Below are 16,892 nucleotides of genomic sequence, written 5' to 3' on the forward strand. Positions count from 1 at the left end.
CAGGCTGCCCGGAGGGGCTTGCCGAGACTGTTTCCAGGGGGCTTTCCGGGGTGCCTCCCTGCCTCCCTGTGCCGGGGGAAGAGACCACCCCGCGCGCGGGAGCGTGGTCTCTTCCCCTTCCGCACCACCGATCGGCCCAGCCCCGCCGAATAGGCCCGGCCCTCTCCGGCAGTGGCGCGCCGAAAGTCGTCGGCCGCTAGGCCGTCCTTTCAGCTCTTCGCCCTGACCTGCACTCGACTGGGCAGCCGTTCCCACGCTCTGTGACCTCTACTGGTTAGTGGCTACTGGATAGGACGCCCCTGTCCAGGAGCGAGCCGTTCCATCAGGTCTCCAGGCAGTACAGGAGGGGGGCTACTGGTTAGTGGAAGGTTTCCACTAACCAGTAGCCAGTAGCTCTCAGTCACGGCTGTTGATCGCCACACGCGGCAGCACTCACCCGGGACCGTGTGGGCCCACACGGTCACGAGGAAGAGAGCCCCGAACCCCTTCAGAGAGCTGCTTCGGGACCCTTCGGGACCTTGGGCCGTGTGGGCCCACACGGCCCACACGGGCACGTCAGAGGGGTACACACGCCGTGTGGGCCCACACACCTCGTGTGGGCCCGTGTAGACCCCCGGGTGTGTGGGCCTACACGGGGCGGAGCGGGACTGTCTGCATCGGCGAACCGGCGCCGGCGCCCTGGGCGATAGCGACCAGCGGAGACACCCGCAACCCGCTCAAGCGGTTCATCCGGAGCATTTGGCGTGTTGGTCGCTAACCGCTAACACGCTGATCACAACGCCTACAGGTCGCTAGCGGGGTCGCTATCGCTAGCAACCTGAGCCGCTAACGCTAGCAACCCCCGGAGCAGACTCCCGGGCCGTCTAGGGGCCGTGCGAGGGCGGCCATCAAGGACCAATGACGACCAACAATGCAGACGCCTAACCCTGTTTCGCCAGGCCCTGAGCGAGATCGGCCAGGCGGCCAAAGTCGGTGACAAGACCCAGGGCAAGAAGAAGTAACCCTGCTGTAGCGGACGCGCTCCACGCGTCAAGGCCCCCTGTCCCGCGGGAAACCGCTGGACAGGGGGCCTTTTCGTGGCGGGTCCGGCGGGCACCGAGGGTGACCGTGGGACGGATTGGTCACCGAATGGAGCAAGACAGCTACGGTGCGGATGCGGTTCGCGGGTCGGCGGGTGAGCCTCGGAGCAAGGAGGTAACACCATGCACTCAATTCGCTCCGCCATATGCGGTGCCGCGACCGTCGTCGCCGTCTGTGCGGCCCCGGTCGCCCCTGCCTACGCCTTCGGCAGCCTGCCGGCCGCCGGCGAGGTCGAGGTCGCTCCCGAGACCAACGGCCCCGGTCACGACCACGACCACGGTGACCACGACGGTCGCCATGACCACGACGGCCGGCATGACCACGACGGTCGCCACGACCACGACGGCCGTGACGACTGCGACGAGGACGACGACGGCCGCCACGAGGGCCGTCACGACCACGACGGGCGCCACGACCACGACGGGCGTCACGACCACGACGGTCGCGACGACCACGACGGCCACAAGGGACACCACGACGGCCGGGACGACGATGACGACCGGGACGACCACGAGGGGCGTCACGACCATGACGGTCGCCACGACCACGACGGGCGTCACGACCACGATGGCCGCGACGACCACGACGGGCGTCACGACCACGACGGTCGCCACGACCACGACGGGCGTCACGACCACGATGGCCGCGACGACCACGACGGGCGTCACGACCACGACGGTCGCCACGACCACGAGGGCCGTCACGACCACGACGGTCGCCACGACCACCACAAGCCGCACCACCCCGCGCACGCGGGTGGTGGCGCGGCCGCGCTCGCGGCCTCGACCGAGTCCTCGGCCCCCGACACCCCGATCCTCATCCTCGCCGCGGGCGCCACGGTGGGTCTCGCCGGCGGGATGATCTGGTACCGCCGTCGCACCGGCACCGCCAAGCAGTGACGGGAAGCGAATCCGCGACATGTCAGACACGCGCGCAGGCGGCCGCAACCGCCTGCTGACAGGGGCGGCCTGGGCAGCACTGCTGCTGGCCCTGTGCCTCTTCGGCAGTGGCACCACCGATGATGAGCCGGGCACCGAAAACGCCCCGCCCACCACCCGTGCCGCCGCCACGGGCCGCCCTCCCGCGCACGGCCTGCCCCCGGTACACGAACCGTTGCCGGGGGCGGGCCCCCTCAAGCTCAGCATCAAGGCCATCGGCCTGCAGGCCCCCGTCGAGGGTCACGGCCTCGACCCGCTGGGCGGCGTCGAGGCACCACCGTACGACCGGGCCAACTCCGTCGCCTGGTACCAGGAGGGCCCCCAGCCCGGCACCCCGGGCGCCGCCGTGATCGTCGGCCACGTGGACACCCAGAAGGCACCGGCCGTCTTCGCCGGCCTCAGCATCCTCAAACGCGGCAACAAGATCCGCGTCGACCGCACGGACGGCATCACCGCCGAGTTCACCATCGACGACATCAGCCTGGTGCCCAACGACCAGTTCGACGCGGACAAGGTCTACGGGCCGCGCGAGCAGGACCGCGCCGAGCTCCGCCTGATCACCTGCGGCGGTGTGTACGACCGCACCCGGCGCGCGTACAACGCCAATCTCGTCGTCTCCGCCTATCTGACCGGCTCGGAGACGAAAGAGCCCCCGGCCGGATCACCGGCCGAGGGCCCTCCCCGTGAGTGACATGCCGAAAAGGCCGCTCTAGCTACAGCCGCCGCCACACTGGCACGAGCCGCCGCTCTGACAGCCGCACGAGCATCCTGGACCGCAGGTGCAGGCTTGCGTCTGCGCCGGAGGGGTGTGGGTCATATGCGTACCTCCTCGAAGGGTGGTCTGCTTGACCTCCAGTCAAGGACTGTCCACATCGGCCGTCAATGCCCCTCGCGTACGTACGTACGGGCGCATGGAGGGCGCGCGGAAGCACGCCCGGATGTCACGCGCCCTCCACCGCGCCCGAGCGCCCCTCCGTCTGGATCAGCTCGTCCGCGTGCTCACCCGTCACCAGATAGACCACGCGCTTGGCCACGGATACCGCGTGGTCGGCGAAGCGCTCGTAGTAGCGGCCCAGCAGCGTCACGTCGACGGCCGTCTCGATGCCGTGCTTCCAGCGGTCGTCCATCAGGTGCTGGAAGAGCGCCCGGTGCAGCAGGTCCATCGCGTCGTCGTCCTGCTCCAGCTGAAGCGCCAGGTCGACGTCCTTGGTGATGATCACCTCGCCGGCCTTGGCCATCAGCCGCTGCGCCAGCTGGCCCATCTCCAGGATGGTCGCGTGCAGGTCGCGGGGGACCGCCGTCTGCGGGAAGCGCAGCCGGGCGAGCTTGGCGACGTGCTGGGCGAGGTCGCCCGAGCGCTCCAGGTCCGCGCTCATGCGCAGGGACGTGACCACGATCCGCAGATCCGTCGCGACCGGCTGCTGGCGCGCCAGCAGGGCGATCGCGCGGGCCTCCAGGTCCCGCTGGAGATCGTCGACCTTCGTGTCCGCCGCGATCACGGACTCCGCCAGTTTGAGGTCCGCGTCCAGGATCGCCGTGGTGGCGCGCCCGATCGCGGAGCCCACGAGCCGGGCCATCTCGACCAGGCCCTCGCCGATCGAATCCAGCTCCTCGTGGTACGCGTCCCGCATGGCCTGACCTCTTTCTTGGGTTCCTCGGGTGTCCTCGGGCCCATAGGGGATGTGCCCCGAGGAGACGGTGGACGAGAGGGTGACGTACCCGCCCACGGTCCCACGGTGCGGCCGGAACGCGACGGCCGGCGGCCTCCGGAGTGAACCGGCACCGACCTCAAGGTGAACTCTCGGCAACGTATGTTCGAGGCGCCCCCCATTTGGCTGTGGATGTGTCGGTGCCCCCGCATAACCTGGACTCATGAACGTGGACGCGGCCGTCGCCGCAGCGGCAGCGATCGCCGGGCTGTGCACCGGAGTGATCGCCATGCTGGCGTTCCGCTGGAGCGAGCGTGACCAGGCCCGCCCCACCCGCAGCTCCCTGCACACCGACGCCGTCCTGCCGCCCGGCGTGGACACCGTCCTGTCGGTGCTGCGCTCCTCCGCCGTCGTCCTCGACGAGAGCGACGGCGTGGTCAAGGCCAGCTCCGCCGCGTACGCCCTCGGGCTCGTACGGGGCGGCAAGCTCGCCGTCGAATCCATGAGCCAGATGGCCCGCGACACCCGGCGGGACGGCGAGATACGCCAGGCCGAGCTCGACCTTCCGCGCCGCGGCACCGGCCGCGGCGAGGCCCTGGCGGTCTCCGCCCGGGTCGCGCCGCTCGGCTCCCGGCTCGTCCTGCTGCTGGTGGAGGACCTCACCGAGGCCCGCCGCATCGAGGCCGTGCGCCGCGACTTCGTCGCCAACGTCAGCCATGAGCTCAAGACGCCGGTCGGCGCGCTCTCCCTGCTCTCCGAGGCCGTCATGGACGCCGCCGAGGACCCCGAGGCCGTCCACCGCTTCGCCGGCCGGATGCAGATAGAGGCGACCCGGCTGACCAACCTCGTCCAGGAGCTCATCGACCTCTCCCGGGTCCAGAACGACGACCCGCTGGAGGACTCCGAGCCCGTCCGGGTCGACGAGCTCGTCGCCGAGGCCATCGACCGCTGCCGCCACCAGGCCGGCACCAAGCAGATCACGATGGCCGCCGGCGGCGCCGCCGACCTGCACGTCTGGGGCAACCGCGGGCAGCTCGCCGCCGCCCTGGGCAACCTCGTCGAGAACGCGGTCAACTACAGCCCCGCCCGTACGCGCGTGGGCATCGCGGCCCGCCACATCACCGCCCCCGGCGGCGACCTCATCGAGATCGCCGTCACCGACCAGGGCATCGGCATCACGGAGAAGGACCGCGAGCGGATCTTCGAGCGGTTCTACCGCGTCGACCCGGCCCGCTCCCGCGCCACCGGCGGCACCGGTCTCGGACTCGCCATCGTCAAGCACGTGGCCGCCTCGCACGGCGGAGAGGTCACGGTCTGGAGCGCCGAGGGCCAGGGCTCCACGTTCACGCTGCGCCTGCCGGAGGCCGGTGCCGTACGGGACCGCGAGCGGGCCCGCACCCGCGAGCGCAACCGCCCGCTGATCGGCCCGGAGGAGTCCGAGAGCCAGGGCGCCGCCGACGGAACGTTCACCGAGGACCACTTCCCCGCCACGGGGAGCCGCTCATGATCCCCCGGTCACGGCCCGACCGCAGGCCCAGCCGTGACCGGCGTGCCCGCCGCGGGGGACGAGGCCGGGTTCCGCACCACGCCGCACCACCCCGCAACCCGACCGGAGGTCAGCCGGTGACCCGTGTGCTCGTCGTCGAGGGCGAGACTGCAGTCTTCCGGGGAGCGATCCCCCGGACCCCCGCGGCCGGTGTGGGCGCGGACTGTTCGTTCCGGGCCGCGTTGTTCGGCCCGGAGACCACCCGACCGGAGGTCAGCCCGTGACCCGTGTGCTCGTCGTCGAGGACGAGGAATCCTTCAGCGACGCGTTGTCCTACATGCTCCGCAAGGAAGGCTTCGAGGTCGCCGTCGCGGCCACCGGGCCCGACGGACTGGACGAATTCGAGCGCAACGGCGCCGACCTCGTCCTGCTCGACCTGATGCTGCCGGGCCTGCCCGGCACCGAGGTCTGCCGGCAACTGCGGGGGCGGTCCAACGTGCCCGTCATCATGGTCACCGCCAAGGACAGCGAGATCGACAAGGTCGTCGGCCTGGAAATAGGAGCCGACGACTACGTGACCAAGCCCTTCTCCTCCCGGGAGCTGGTGGCCCGCATCAGGGCCGTCCTGCGCCGCAGAGGGGAGCCGGAGGAGGTCACGCCCGCCGCGCTGGAGGCCGGGCCCGTACGGATGGACGTCGACCGGCACGTCGTCACCGTCTCCGGCGGCAAGGTCGACCTGCCCCTCAAGGAGTTCGACCTCCTGGAGATGCTGCTGCGCAACGCCGGCCGCGTGCTGACCCGGATGCAGCTCATCGACCGCGTGTGGGGCGCCGACTACGTCGGGGACACCAAGACCCTCGACGTGCACGTCAAGCGGCTGCGCGCCAAGATCGAGCCCGACCCGGGCGCGCCGCGCTATCTCGTGACCGTCCGCGGCCTGGGCTACAAGTTCGAGCCGTAGGCCCCACCCGGACGACAGACACGCCGAGGGGCCCGGAAGCACGCGCTTCCGGGCCCCTCGGCGTGGCACGTCAGTGGCCGGCGTGCTGCTGGCCGCCCGGGGACTGCTCGCCCTGGGTGCCCGCGGGACGCTCGGCGCCCTGCTGCGCGCCCGCGGTGCCCGCGGCGCCCGACGGGGTCGCGGAGGCGCTGCCGCTCGGCTTGGCCCCCTTGTCGGCGCTCGGCTTGCCGGCCGGCTGGGACGCGGCGGGCTCGGCGGGGCCCCACTCCTTGAAGTAGCTCTTCGCCGGGACGACGAACGCCCCGATCTTGACCTCACCCGTCTCGCTGAGGTCGAAGGTCAGCATCTGCTGCTCGCCGTCCTTGAGCGCCTCACGGCCGTTGGGCAGCACCGCGGAGGGGTTGCCCTTGCCGCCGAGGACGATCGAGCCGCCCGCGGGCACCACGAGCCCGCCGGAGCCGCCCGCGGGGGTGAGCTTCACGGGGGCGTTCTTGCCGACCAGGGTGATCGCACGGAGCGTCTGGTCCTTGCGGCCGTTGTTGAAGACCTTGCCGGTGATCACGGCCGGGCCCTTGGCCTCCAGGTCCGGCTGGGTGATCACGTTGATGTTCTGGAGCTTGATGTCGCCGACCGACGTGGCGGCGTTGTCCGGCTTGACCTCCAGCGTCTGTGCGCTGTTGCCCGCCGCACAGGCGGAGAGCGAGGCGATCGAGAGCACGAGGGCGGAAGCGGCGAGAGTGCCGCGTCGAAGGCTGCTGCTCACGGCGGCGGCATCTCCTTGGACGAAGTAAGAGGTGTGTCAGCGGCCTTAGGTTACCGAGCCCTCTCCGGAGCTCCGCACCCGACCCGCCCCCATGGTCAACTAGCCCCCCGTCGGGTGCACGGCCGAATATCGCCCATGAAGGGCCGAGGGAACGTCCGGAGGAAGGCCGACGGGGCGCGCGAAGGATTATCGGTGCGGAATACGGGGGGCTCCGGGAAGTCCTTCCGGAATTGATCAAGTACGGGGTGATCAATTCCCGAATCCGGATGACCACGGGCGGTCCGCCCCGAACGGAGTAGCGGAAGTCCGCCGACCGGACCCCGGCAAAACGGGACGTTCGACCGCTCGCGAGTGACCCCCGACACGTGTAACGTGCCCGTTTCGCCCCACCCGAAGAACCGCTCCGACCTGCGAATACCCGCTTCCGGAACCCTCCCGCAGCACGTTCCGGTTGCTGTTGTCAAGCCCTGAGATATGCCCTGACCTGCGAAAACGCCATTCAGAACGGGCAGTTCCCGTGTTAGACTGGATAGCCACGGAAGGGGTACCTGTCACATGACGTTCAAGGTTGGCGACACCGTGGTCTATCCCCATCACGGGGCCGCGCTGATCGAGGCCATCGAAACTCGCCAGATCAAAGGCGTGGACAAGACCTACTTGGTGCTGAAGGTCGCCCAGGGTGACCTGACGGTTCGGGTGCCGGCGGACAATGCGGAGTTCGTCGGTGTGCGCGATGTGGTCGGCCAGGATGGGCTGGACCGGGTCTTCGAGGTGCTTCGGGCACCGTATGCGGAAGAGCCGACGAACTGGTCCCGTCGCTACAAGGCAAATCTCGAGAAGCTCGCGTCCGGTGACGTGATCAAGGTCGCCGAGGTCGTGCGCGACCTGTGGCGCCGGGAGCGCGAGCGCGGTCTCTCCGCCGGTGAGAAGCGCATGCTCGCCAAGGCGCGCCAGATCCTGGTGAGCGAGCTCGCTCTCGCGGAGAACACCAACGAGGACAAGGCCGAGGCCCTGCTCGACGAGGTTCTCGCGTCCTGACGCAGTGCCGGCCGTCAGTGCCGGACTGATGTCAGTGCTTGGTCGCGCAGTGTGCGACGCCACCGCGGAAGCGGTGTCGGCCCGCGGCGGACCGGTACGGGACGTCCGCAGGTGCTGGATGCTGGATGTACGGAAGTGCCGCGGTGCCCGCGTGATGGCGACAGCCATCCGCCGGGCGCTGCGGCATCTCTGCTCTCGCGGCGCCCAGGGGCGCCGAGGTTCACGCCGTGCTTGGCGTGCCGGGCCCGGGCAGTCGACTCGACCAGTTGTCACGGAAGGGCTGGTCGGGGCGTCGTGCCCGGCACGCTGAGGCCATACCCAATTCGGCCGAGGAAGCAAACCTGAACGCGAACGCAATGTCTGATCGAGCCCCCGCCGTCACCCCTTCGCGCACCGCCGCGGTCATCCCCGCGGCCGGCCGCGGGGTCCGGCTCGGCCCCGGTGCGCCCAAGGCGCTGCGCGCCCTGAGCGGCACCCCGATGCTGGTCCACGCCGTACGGGCGATGGCCGCCTCCCGCGCCGTCTCCCTCGTCGTCGTGGTCGCCCCGCCGGACGGTGCCGACGAGGTGCGCAACCTCCTCGACGCCTACCCGCTCAGCGGCCACGACCGCGCCGAGCTGCTGGTCGTCCCCGGCGGCGAGAGCCGCCAGGAGTCCGTGCACCTGGGCCTTCGGGCGCTGCCCGGCGACATCGGCACCGTCCTCGTCCACGACGCCGCGCGCCCCCTGGTGCCCGTCGAGACGGTCGACGCCGTCATCTCCGCCGTACGCGACGGCGCGCCCGCCGTCGTCCCGGCGCTCCCGCTCACCGACACCGTCAAGCAGGTCGAGCCGCGCACCGGCGCCGCCGCGGGTGAGCCGGAGCCGGTGGTCGGCACGCCCGAGCGGGCGCTGCTGCGGGCCGTGCAGACTCCGCAGGGCTTCGACCGGCGCACGCTCGACGCCGCGCACGAGAAGTTCGCCGCCTTCGCCACCGAGGGCGAGGGCGCCACCGACGACGCGGGGCTCGTCGAGCGCCTCGGCACCCCGGTCGTGGTGGTACCCGGCCACGAGGAGGGCTTCAAGGTGACCCGGCCCCTGGACCTCGTCCTGGCCGAGGCCGTACTCGCCCGCAGGAGGGCCAATGACCGGTTCTAGCCACGCGCAGGTGCTGCCCCTGGTGGGCATCGGCACCGACGTGCACGCCTTCGAGGAGGGCCGCGAGCTGTGGTGCGCGGGCCTGCGCTGGGAGGGCGCCACGCACGGGCTCGCCGGCCACTCCGACGGCGACGTCGCCGCGCACGCCGCCTGCGACGCGCTGTTCTCGGCCGCCGGTGTCGGCGACCTCGGCGAGCACTTCGGCACGGACCGGCCCGAGTGGTCGGGCGCGGCCGGCGTCACCCTGCTGGCCGAAGCCGCCCGGATCGTCCGTGCCGCGGGCTTCGGGATCGGCAACGTCTCGATCCAGGTGATCGGCGTACGGCCCAAGATCGGCAAGCGGCGCGCCGAGGCCCAGGAGGTCCTCTCGCGGGCGGTCGGCGCCCCGGTGTCCGTCTCGGGGACCACGACCGACGGCCTGGGCCTGACCGGCCGCGCGGAGGGCCTGGCGGCCGTCGCCACGGCGCTGGTGTTCCCCGCGCCGCGCTGAGCCGCGCGGAACCATCCGGGGGCCGTACGGGCCGGGTCGGGCCCGTACGGCCCCCTTCGCGCGCCCGGGCGGCATACGGTGAAGCCCGTAGCCCGTCCTCCGAGGGAAGGTTCCGCGCTGTGTCAGCCGCACTCTCCGACGACCTGAAGAAGCTCCTCGACGACACGCCCGTCTTCGCGACGGTGGCGACGGTCCAGCCCGACGGCAGCCCCCAGCTGTCGGTCACCTGGATCAAGCACGACGGTGACGACCTGCTGATCTCCACGACCGTCGGCCGGCGCAAGGAGCGCAACCTCCGGCGCGACCCGCGCGTCACGGTCATGATCAACCCGCCGAACGCGCCGTACACCTACGCGGAGGTGCGCGGCACGGCCTCGCTGACCACCGAGGGCGGCCAGGAGCTGATCGACGAGCTGTCGCGGAAGTACACCGGCAAGGACTACGCGGACTTCAATCCGGCCGCCGGGCAGGACGCGGAGCGGGTCGTGGTCCGGGTGACGCCGCGCAAGGTCGTCGGCTCGATCTGACGCCCGGGGACGCCCCCGGGGCGGATCTCGGGCCTCAGACGCTGTCGGACGGGCCGCCCTTGCCCGCGCCCACCTTGTCGCCGCCCGCCTGGTCGAAGACCCGCAGGCGCTGCGGTGTGGGAAGGCTCTCGCGAAGGCCGTCCTGCGCCGGGGCCGCCGGGGTCTTCCCGGCCGCCGGGGCCGAGTGGCGGCGCATGTCGTCCATGCCCTTCAGCAGGGCCGTGCGCAGCCGCTTGCCGAGCGGCCGTTCCACGTACCGGTGCAGCAGCCAGGCGGCGAACAGCATCACCACGATCAGCCCGGAGACGAGCAGCGGCGCGGGCACGCGGTCGCGCAGGCCGTAGATGACGGTCATGCCGATGTACTGGTGGATCAGGTACACCGGGTACGTCAGCGCGCCCGCGGTCGACAGCCAGCGCCACTGGATCCGGTTGAACGCGCCGAGCGCGATGAGGGCCATCAGCGCGAAGGCCACGACGATGATCAGCGAGGCCGGCCAGCTCGGGATCGGCCGGGTGGTGTTGTCCGCCACCCGGCGGGCCACGTGGTGCTCGGCGAGCAGGAGCGACATGGCCACGATGCCCCAGAGCAGCGCGGTGGGCCGGTAGCGGTACATCAGGTAGAAGGCGATGCCCGCGATGAAGTAGGGCGCGTACAGCGGCATGGCCCACATGTCGACGATCTTGTTGTCGACGGTGGCGGCGCTGATCGCGGCGACGGTCCACACGCCGCAGAAGAGCACGCACTTGCGGTACGTGACGCCCGTGGCGACGACGACCGCGAAGAGGACGTAGAACTTGAGCTCGATGAAGAGCGTCCAGTAGACGCCGTCGACGTCCCAGACGCCCAGGCCGCCCTGGAGCATGGTCAGGTTGGTGACCATGTCGTCCAGGCTCTGCAGCTGGCGCACCTGCGGCCACAGGGTGATCACGCCGGCGGTCAGGAAGATCGCGAACCAGTAGGCGGGATAGATCCGCGAGACGCGGGAGACCACGAAGTCGCCCAGGGTGCGGCCCCACGTACTCATGCAGATGACGAATCCGCTGATCAGGAAGAAGATCTCGACGCCCGTCCAGCCGTACCGGGCGAAGAGCCGGGCGTGGGGGAAGATCTCCTGCGGGTCCCGTCCCCAGCCGCCGCGCAGGGAGACGTAGTGGAACAGCACGACCATCAGGGCCGCGATGATCCGCAGACCGTCCAGGACGTAGAGCCTCGGGGCGGACCGCTGGACGGCCGACTGGCCGCCATCGAGTTCACCTCGTCCGGCGAAACGCATGTCGTCCTCTCCCATTGGCTAAGTCGGCTCATCCTACGCAGGCCCGGTCGCACGCATGCTGACACAGGACGGCCGCGTACCGCCGTGACAGTTATCTCCTGCCACTCCGGTAATTCCAACCCCTTGCATAAAACGATCTTGTGCAGGGCTTGTGCAGGAGGGGTGAGGACGCGGCCGTGACTGCTCCGAGCGTGTCATCCGGAACGGATGTCCGTCACGGCCCTGCGCAGTCCCCGTTCGAGTGCCCTCGCCACCGGGCGTTCCACACAGCGGTGGACCAGCCACGCCGCCAGCAGCATGCCGAGGACGATCAGGGGCAGCAGCGCGTAGCGCGGCAGCAGGCCGGCGGTCCGCCCGATGACCAGCCAGCCGACGCGCTCGTGGATCAGATAGAGGGGATAGGTCAGGGCGCCGGCCACGGTCAGCCACCGCCGGTCCAGCCGTCGCGTCCAGCCGAGCGCGACCGCCATCACGGCCAGGAAGAACAGCGCTGTCAGGAGGGTGGTCGGCCAGTGCGGCACCCGGTGGCTCATATGGCTCTCCGCCCGCGTCTGCGCCTCGACCAGCTCGTGCTGCGCGACCAGGAAGCAGCCCCCCACCAGCAGCCAGTGCACCAGGTTCGGGCGGAAGCGGTGCATCAGGTAGAAGGCGATCCCGGCGATGAAGTACCAGCAGTCGTCCGGCAGCAGCACCTGGTCGAGCACCGGTTCGTCCACTGCCTTCGCGACGGCCGCCGCGAGCGCCCAGATCGCGCAGAAGCCCACCGCCCGCCGGTGGGTCAGCCCCCGCCAGACGACCAGCGCGAACAGCAGGTAGAAGCGCGTCTCCACCCACAGCGTCCAGTAGACGCCGTCGACGGCGTCCACCCCGAGGGGCGCCTGGAGCATGGTCAGATTGACGGCCGCGTCCCGCGGGGAGGGCAGGTCGCGGGCCGACGGCCACAGGTGGAGGACGAAGGTGACGGCGAGCACCGCGAACCAGTACGCCGGGAAGAGCCGCGTCACCCGCGAGACCGCGAACCGCCCCACGGTCTTGCCCCAGCAGCTCATGCAGATGACGAAGCCGCTGATCAGGAAGAACAGCTGCACTCCCAGCCAGCCGTACGACGCCGGCAGATGGGCCGCCGGGAAGGCGTCCGCCACCGGCCGCTCCCAGATGCGGCTGCGGAACGCCATGTAGTGGTACGCCACCACCATCAGCGCCGCGAGCAGCCGCAGGCCGTCCAGCGCGGCCAGCCGTCCGTGCCGCTCGCCGTCGGCCGCCGCCTCCCCGGACCCGGGCGGCGCCCCCGGCAGCTCCGGCTGCTCCTGCTGTACCGGCAGAGTGGAGTGCAACGCCCCTCCAGGGTTCCGCGGGCCCTCACCGGGAAGTTGAGGCTGCCTGATCGGGAAATTACCATGTGTATGGGCATTTTTGACGCAAAAAGGAAATGAGGGTCAAAGTGTGGCGTCCGGCGCATGAACCGGCCGATTGCCCGGGGCACTCCCCGAGGGCCACTACCCTGGTTGCGTGACCATTCGCCTGTACGACACCAGCGCCCGGCAGATCCGTGACTTCTCCCCGCTCACGCCGGGCTGCGTCTCGATCTACCTCTGCGGTGCCACCGTGCAGGCCGCGCCGCACATCGGGCATATCCGCTCGGGGCTCAACTTCGACATCATGCGCCGCTGGTTCGCCTACCGCGGCTACGACGTGACGTTCGTCCGCAATGTGACGGACATCGATGACAAGATCATTAAAAAGTCCGCGGAGCAGGGCCGCCCCTGGTGGTCCATCGGCTACGAGAACGAGCGCGCCTTCAACACCGGCTACGACGTCCTCGGCTGCCTGCCCCCGACCTACGAGCCCCGCGCCACCGGCCACGTCACCGAGATGGTCGAGATGATGCGCGGCCTGATCGAGCGCGGCCACGCCTACGAGGCCGACGGCAACGTCTACTTCGACGTCCGTTCCTTCCCCGGCTACCTGGAGCTGTCCAACCAGGACCTGGACGACCTCCGCCAGCCGTCCGGCGAGGGCGAGACCGGCAAGCGCGACGCCCGCGACTTCGCCATGTGGAAGTCCGCCAAGCCCGGCGAGCCCTCCTGGGAGACGCCCTGGGGCCGCGGCCGCCCGGGCTGGCACCTGGAGTGCTCCGCCATGGCCCACAAATACCTCGGCGCGGCCTTCGACATCCACGGCGGCGGCCTCGACCTGATCTTCCCGCACCACGAGAACGAGATCGCCCAGGCCAAGGCCTTCGGCGACGACTTCGCCGCGTACTGGGTGCACAACGCCTGGGTCACCATGAGCGGCGAGAAGATGTCGAAGTCCCTCGGCAATTCCGTCCTCGTCTCCGAGATGGTCAAGCACTGGCGCCCGATCGTCCTGCGCTACTACCTCGGCACCCCGCACTACCGCTCGATGATCGAGTACAGCGAGGAGGCGCTGCGCGAGGCCGAGTCCGCGTTCGCGCGGATCGAGGGCTTCATCCAGCGCGTGGTGGAGAAGGCGGGCCCGGTCGAGCCGGCCGCCGAGGTCCCGCCCGCCTTCGCCGAGGCCATGGACGACGACCTGGGCGTCCCGCAGGCCCTCGCGATCGTCCACACCACCGTCCGGCAGGGCAACTCCGCGCTCACCGCCGACGACAAGGAAGGCGCCGTCGCCCGGCTGGCCGAGGTCCGCGCCATGCTCGGCGTCCTCGGCCTCGACCCGCTCGACGAGCAGTGGGCCGGCACCGCCACCGGACGCGGCGACGATCTGCACGGCGTGGTCGACTCCCTGGTCAGGCTGGTGCTCGAACAGCGCCAGGCCGCCCGGGAGCGCAAGGACTACGCCACCGCCGACGCCATCCGCGACCAGCTCCAGCAGTCCGGCCTGGCCATCGAGGACACCCCGTCCGGCCCCCGCTGGTCGCTGTCCTGATCAGTGACGCCCGGCATCGCCGGGCGTCCTGAGAGACACTTTTCGTACGTACGTTTTCTGAGCCGTCCCCATCGGCCCTGAGCAGTAGAAGAAACAAGGTGACCCATGGCCGGCAACACTCAGCGCAGGAACCGCCGCACGTCCAACAAGAAGGGCATGAAGGTCGGCAGCGGAGGCCAGCGTCGTAAGGCCCTGGAGGGCAAGGGCCCGACCCCGCCCGCGTCCGAGCGCAAGGGGCACAAGAAGAACCGCCTGGCCGCCGCCAAGACGCGGCACGAGTCCAAGCGCCCGGCCCCGCGCCGCGGCGGCCCCAAGGGCACCAACGAGCTCGTCGTCGGCCGTAACTCGGTCGTCGAGGCGCTGCGCGAGGGCGTGCCCGCGAACACGCTCTACGTCCAGCAGTACCTGGACAACGACGAGCGCGTCCGCGAGGCCCTCCAGCTCGCGGCCGACAAGGGCCTCAACCTCATGGAGGCCCCGCGTCCCGAGCTGGACCGGATGACGAACGGCCTCAACCACCAGGGCCTCGTCCTCCAGGTGCCGCCGTACGACTACGCCCACCCGGACGACCTCACCGCCGCCGCGTTCGACGACGGTGAGGACCCGCTGATCGTCGCCCTCGACGGCATCACCGACCCGCGCAACCTCGGCGCCGTCGTCCGCTCCGTCTCCGCCTTCGGCGGCCACGGCGTCGTCGTCCCCGAGCGCCGCGCGGCCGGCATGACCGCCAGCGCCTGGAAGACCTCCGCCGGCACCGCCGCCCGGACGCCCGTCGCCCGCTGCACCAACATGACGCGGCTGCTGGAGTCGTACCAGAAGGCCGGCCTGACGGTCGTCGGCCTGGCCGCCGACGGCGACGTCGAGCTGCACGAGCTGGAGGCCCTGGCCGGTCCCGTCGTCATCGTCGTCGGCAGCGAGGGCAAGGGCCTGTCCCGCCTGGTCGGCGAGACCTGCGACTACCGCGTCCGCATCCCCATGCCGGGTGGCGCGGAGTCGCTCAACGCCGGTGTCGCCGCGGGCGTCGTGCTCTACGAGGCGGCGCGCCGCCGGGCGTAAGCGGCTTTTCCGACCACCGCGCACAGCGGCTCGGTCGTCCTCGAGCGCCGGACGGGCTGGTGAATCAGCCCGTCCGGCGCTTGACATCCCTGGGCGGACTCGCCCCGGTCCGTCGCGGGTGTTCCCGCGGTGGGCAGCGTTGACGCGTCTCGGACAGTTCGAACCGGTCAAGGCAGTGTCCTAATCAGAAGTCACTCGGTTAGATGAGTGTGGACACCAGAACACCCCGCACACCCACGGGGGGAAGCTCTTCCGGGTACGACGACCAGCCCGCGCTGAGTACGGTGAAAGTGCCGTCCGACCCGGCGCAGATCGTCGTCAACCATGTGAGTTTCCGCGTGCAGCTCGCCCGGCCCCCGCGCGTCGCCCGCCAGTTCGCCGGGGTCGCCGACACGGCACAGCTGCCCACCGTCAAGGCCGCGGCCAAGCGCCGCGCCCCCGTCGTGTGGAGCGGCCGGACCGCGCCCGGTGACTCGGCGCCCACCGAACTCCTGCAAGCCGTACGGGACTCCCCGGGTCACGGTGGCGGCGACGCGGGCTCGACCCAGGTGCTCCCGCGCATCCGGGTCGGCGACCCGCAGCCCTCCGTCGTAGGTCCCCGCGGTCCCGTGGATCACACCGGCCGCGGAGAGCTCGTCGACCCCGTGGGCCCCACCGGCCCCAGAGCTCCCGAGACCCAACTGCTGCACGGCGTACGCCCCACCGGCAGTGCCTACGACGAAGATCAGTACCGCTACGACGAGTTCGACGGCGAGGACGACGAGGACGCGGAGGACGACGCCTCGGCCAGGCGCCAGGGCGGCGACTCCGTCCGCCACGCCTACTACCCCGGGCGCCGGATGAACCTCGGGGTCGTCCTGCTGCCCCTGCGCGTCTTCCTCGGCTTCATCTCCGTCTACGCCGGCATGGGCAAGCTCTGCGACCCCGTCTACTTCGACGGCGGCCGCCGCGGCTCCATGGTCACCTGGCTGACGTCGCTGCACCCCTGGCCCGTCGCCTCGCCCCTGCGCGACCTCGCCCTCAGCCACCCGGTCGGCGCCGGCCTCACCGTCGCCTTCCTCCAGGTCGTCGTCGGCGTCCTCACCGTCTTCGGGCTCTGGCAGCGGCTCGCCGCGTCGATCGGCGTCCTGCTCTCCGCGGCCCTGCTGGTCACGGTCAGCTGGCGCACCGTCCCCGCCTACGACGCGCCCGACATCATCTACCTGGCCGCCTGGAGCCCCCTGGTCATCGCGGGCGCGCCCTTCTACTCCATCGACGGGCGCCTCGCCGGCGAAGCCTGGCGGCGGCTCGGGCCGCGCGCCGAGCTGTGGGAGCTGCGCCGCCGCGTCCTGCGGCGCGGCACCATCATGGCGACCGTCCTGGTCGGCATCGCCCTGCTGGTCGGCTCCACCCTCGGCGGGGCCGTGCGCTCCTCGCAGGTGGTCCGGGTCCCCGGCCCCGCCGACCCGCCCGCCAACAACCTCCCCGGCTCGCCGTTCCCGCAGAGCCCCGGCTCCGGCTCGCCGTCCCACGGCCGGCTCGGCTCGGCCGTGCCCGGCACGCCCAAGCCGACCCCGCCCGGCAAGGCGGCGGCCACCCCCAGCGCCAC

15 protein-coding genes are annotated in these 16,892 nt (G+C 71.0%); 10 read left to right on the plus strand and 5 right to left on the minus strand.

Annotation, left to right across the window (positions count from 1 at the left end):
• Positions 1-1,208: 1,208 nt before the first annotated feature.
• A complete protein-coding gene (locus J7E86_RS27485) occupies positions 1,209-1,823 on the minus strand; it encodes a hypothetical protein (RefSeq protein ID WP_215085345.1) in 615 nt (204 codons plus the stop codon).
• 175 nt (positions 1,824-1,998) lie between these two features.
• Between J7E86_RS27485 and J7E86_RS27490 the strand changes: the two genes are divergently transcribed.
• Complete coding sequence (locus J7E86_RS27490; protein WP_215085347.1) at positions 1,999-2,709, plus strand: class F sortase; 711 nt, start codon at positions 1,999-2,001, stop codon at positions 2,707-2,709.
• A gap of 250 nt (positions 2,710-2,959) precedes the next feature.
• On the opposite strand, the gene phoU is transcribed toward J7E86_RS27490, so the two are convergent.
• The gene (gene phoU, locus J7E86_RS27495) at positions 2,960-3,649 is read right to left on the minus strand and encodes a phosphate signaling complex protein PhoU (RefSeq protein WP_215085349.1); all 690 of its coding nucleotides are present in this window, start codon (positions 3,647-3,649) and stop codon (positions 2,960-2,962) included.
• Positions 3,650-3,890: 241 nt separating this feature from the next.
• On the opposite strand from phoU, the gene J7E86_RS27500 reads away from it, so the two are divergent.
• A complete protein-coding gene (locus tag J7E86_RS27500; RefSeq protein WP_251019771.1) occupies positions 3,891-5,174 on the plus strand; it encodes a cell wall metabolism sensor histidine kinase WalK in 1,284 nt (427 codons plus the stop codon).
• 259 nt (positions 5,175-5,433) lie between these two features.
• The gene (locus tag J7E86_RS27505; protein ID WP_017242433.1) at positions 5,434-6,114 is read left to right on the plus strand and encodes a response regulator transcription factor; all 681 of its coding nucleotides are present in this window, start codon (positions 5,434-5,436) and stop codon (positions 6,112-6,114) included.
• Between the two features lie 70 nt (positions 6,115-6,184).
• Here the strand turns inward: J7E86_RS27505 and J7E86_RS27510 are convergent, their stop codons facing one another.
• Positions 6,185-6,877, minus strand: a complete 693-nt coding sequence (locus J7E86_RS27510; RefSeq protein WP_215085351.1) for a DUF461 domain-containing protein — start codon at positions 6,875-6,877, stop codon at positions 6,185-6,187.
• A 555-nt stretch (positions 6,878-7,432) separates the two neighbouring features.
• Between J7E86_RS27510 and J7E86_RS27515 the strand changes: the two genes are divergently transcribed.
• The 4 genes from J7E86_RS27515 (at position 7,433) to J7E86_RS27530 (ending at position 10,068) form a co-directional block, all read left to right on the plus strand.
• The gene (locus J7E86_RS27515) at positions 7,433-7,915 is read left to right on the plus strand and encodes a CarD family transcriptional regulator (protein ID WP_003953493.1); all 483 of its coding nucleotides are present in this window, start codon (positions 7,433-7,435) and stop codon (positions 7,913-7,915) included.
• A 356-nt stretch (positions 7,916-8,271) separates the two neighbouring features.
• Complete coding sequence (ispD, locus tag J7E86_RS27520; protein WP_215085353.1) at positions 8,272-9,051, plus strand: 2-C-methyl-D-erythritol 4-phosphate cytidylyltransferase; 780 nt, start codon at positions 8,272-8,274, stop codon at positions 9,049-9,051.
• Positions 9,038-9,541: a 2-C-methyl-D-erythritol 2,4-cyclodiphosphate synthase gene (gene ispF / locus J7E86_RS27525; RefSeq protein WP_215085355.1), complete on the plus strand. Its 504-nt coding sequence runs from the start codon at positions 9,038-9,040 to the stop codon at positions 9,539-9,541. The genes ispD and ispF overlap by 14 nt, the downstream gene beginning before the upstream one ends.
• Before the next feature lie 119 nt (positions 9,542-9,660).
• Positions 9,661-10,068 carry a PPOX class F420-dependent oxidoreductase gene (locus J7E86_RS27530; protein ID WP_215085358.1) on the plus strand — a complete coding sequence of 136 codons (408 nt, stop codon included), beginning with the start codon at positions 9,661-9,663 and terminating at the stop codon, positions 10,066-10,068.
• Between the two features lie 34 nt (positions 10,069-10,102).
• Here J7E86_RS27530 and J7E86_RS27535 read toward each other — a convergent pair whose 3' ends face one another.
• The gene (locus J7E86_RS27535; protein WP_215085360.1) at positions 10,103-11,344 is read right to left on the minus strand and encodes an acyltransferase; all 1,242 of its coding nucleotides are present in this window, start codon (positions 11,342-11,344) and stop codon (positions 10,103-10,105) included.
• 194 nt (positions 11,345-11,538) lie between these two features.
• Positions 11,539-12,678, minus strand: coding sequence for an acyltransferase (locus J7E86_RS27540; RefSeq protein ID WP_215085362.1), 1,140 nt, complete (start codon positions 12,676-12,678; stop codon positions 11,539-11,541).
• A gap of 175 nt (positions 12,679-12,853) precedes the next feature.
• On the opposite strand from J7E86_RS27540, the gene cysS reads away from it, so the two are divergent.
• The 3 genes from cysS to J7E86_RS27555 form a co-directional block, all read left to right on the plus strand.
• Positions 12,854-14,248 (plus strand): cysteine--tRNA ligase, encoded by a 1,395-nt coding sequence (gene cysS / locus J7E86_RS27545; RefSeq protein ID WP_215085364.1) that lies wholly within the window; start codon positions 12,854-12,856, stop codon positions 14,246-14,248.
• Positions 14,249-14,353: 105 nt separating this feature from the next.
• Complete coding sequence (gene rlmB / locus J7E86_RS27550) at positions 14,354-15,304, plus strand: 23S rRNA (guanosine(2251)-2'-O)-methyltransferase RlmB (protein WP_215085366.1); 951 nt, start codon at positions 14,354-14,356, stop codon at positions 15,302-15,304.
• A gap of 203 nt (positions 15,305-15,507) precedes the next feature.
• Positions 15,508-16,892, plus strand: a 1,385-nt coding sequence (locus J7E86_RS27555; RefSeq protein WP_215085367.1) for a DoxX family protein, incomplete at its 3' end; no start/stop codon positions are given.

Source organism: Streptomyces sp. ISL-11, from assembly GCF_018614525.1.
GTDB lineage: Bacteria > Actinomycetota > Actinomycetes > Streptomycetales > Streptomycetaceae > Streptomyces.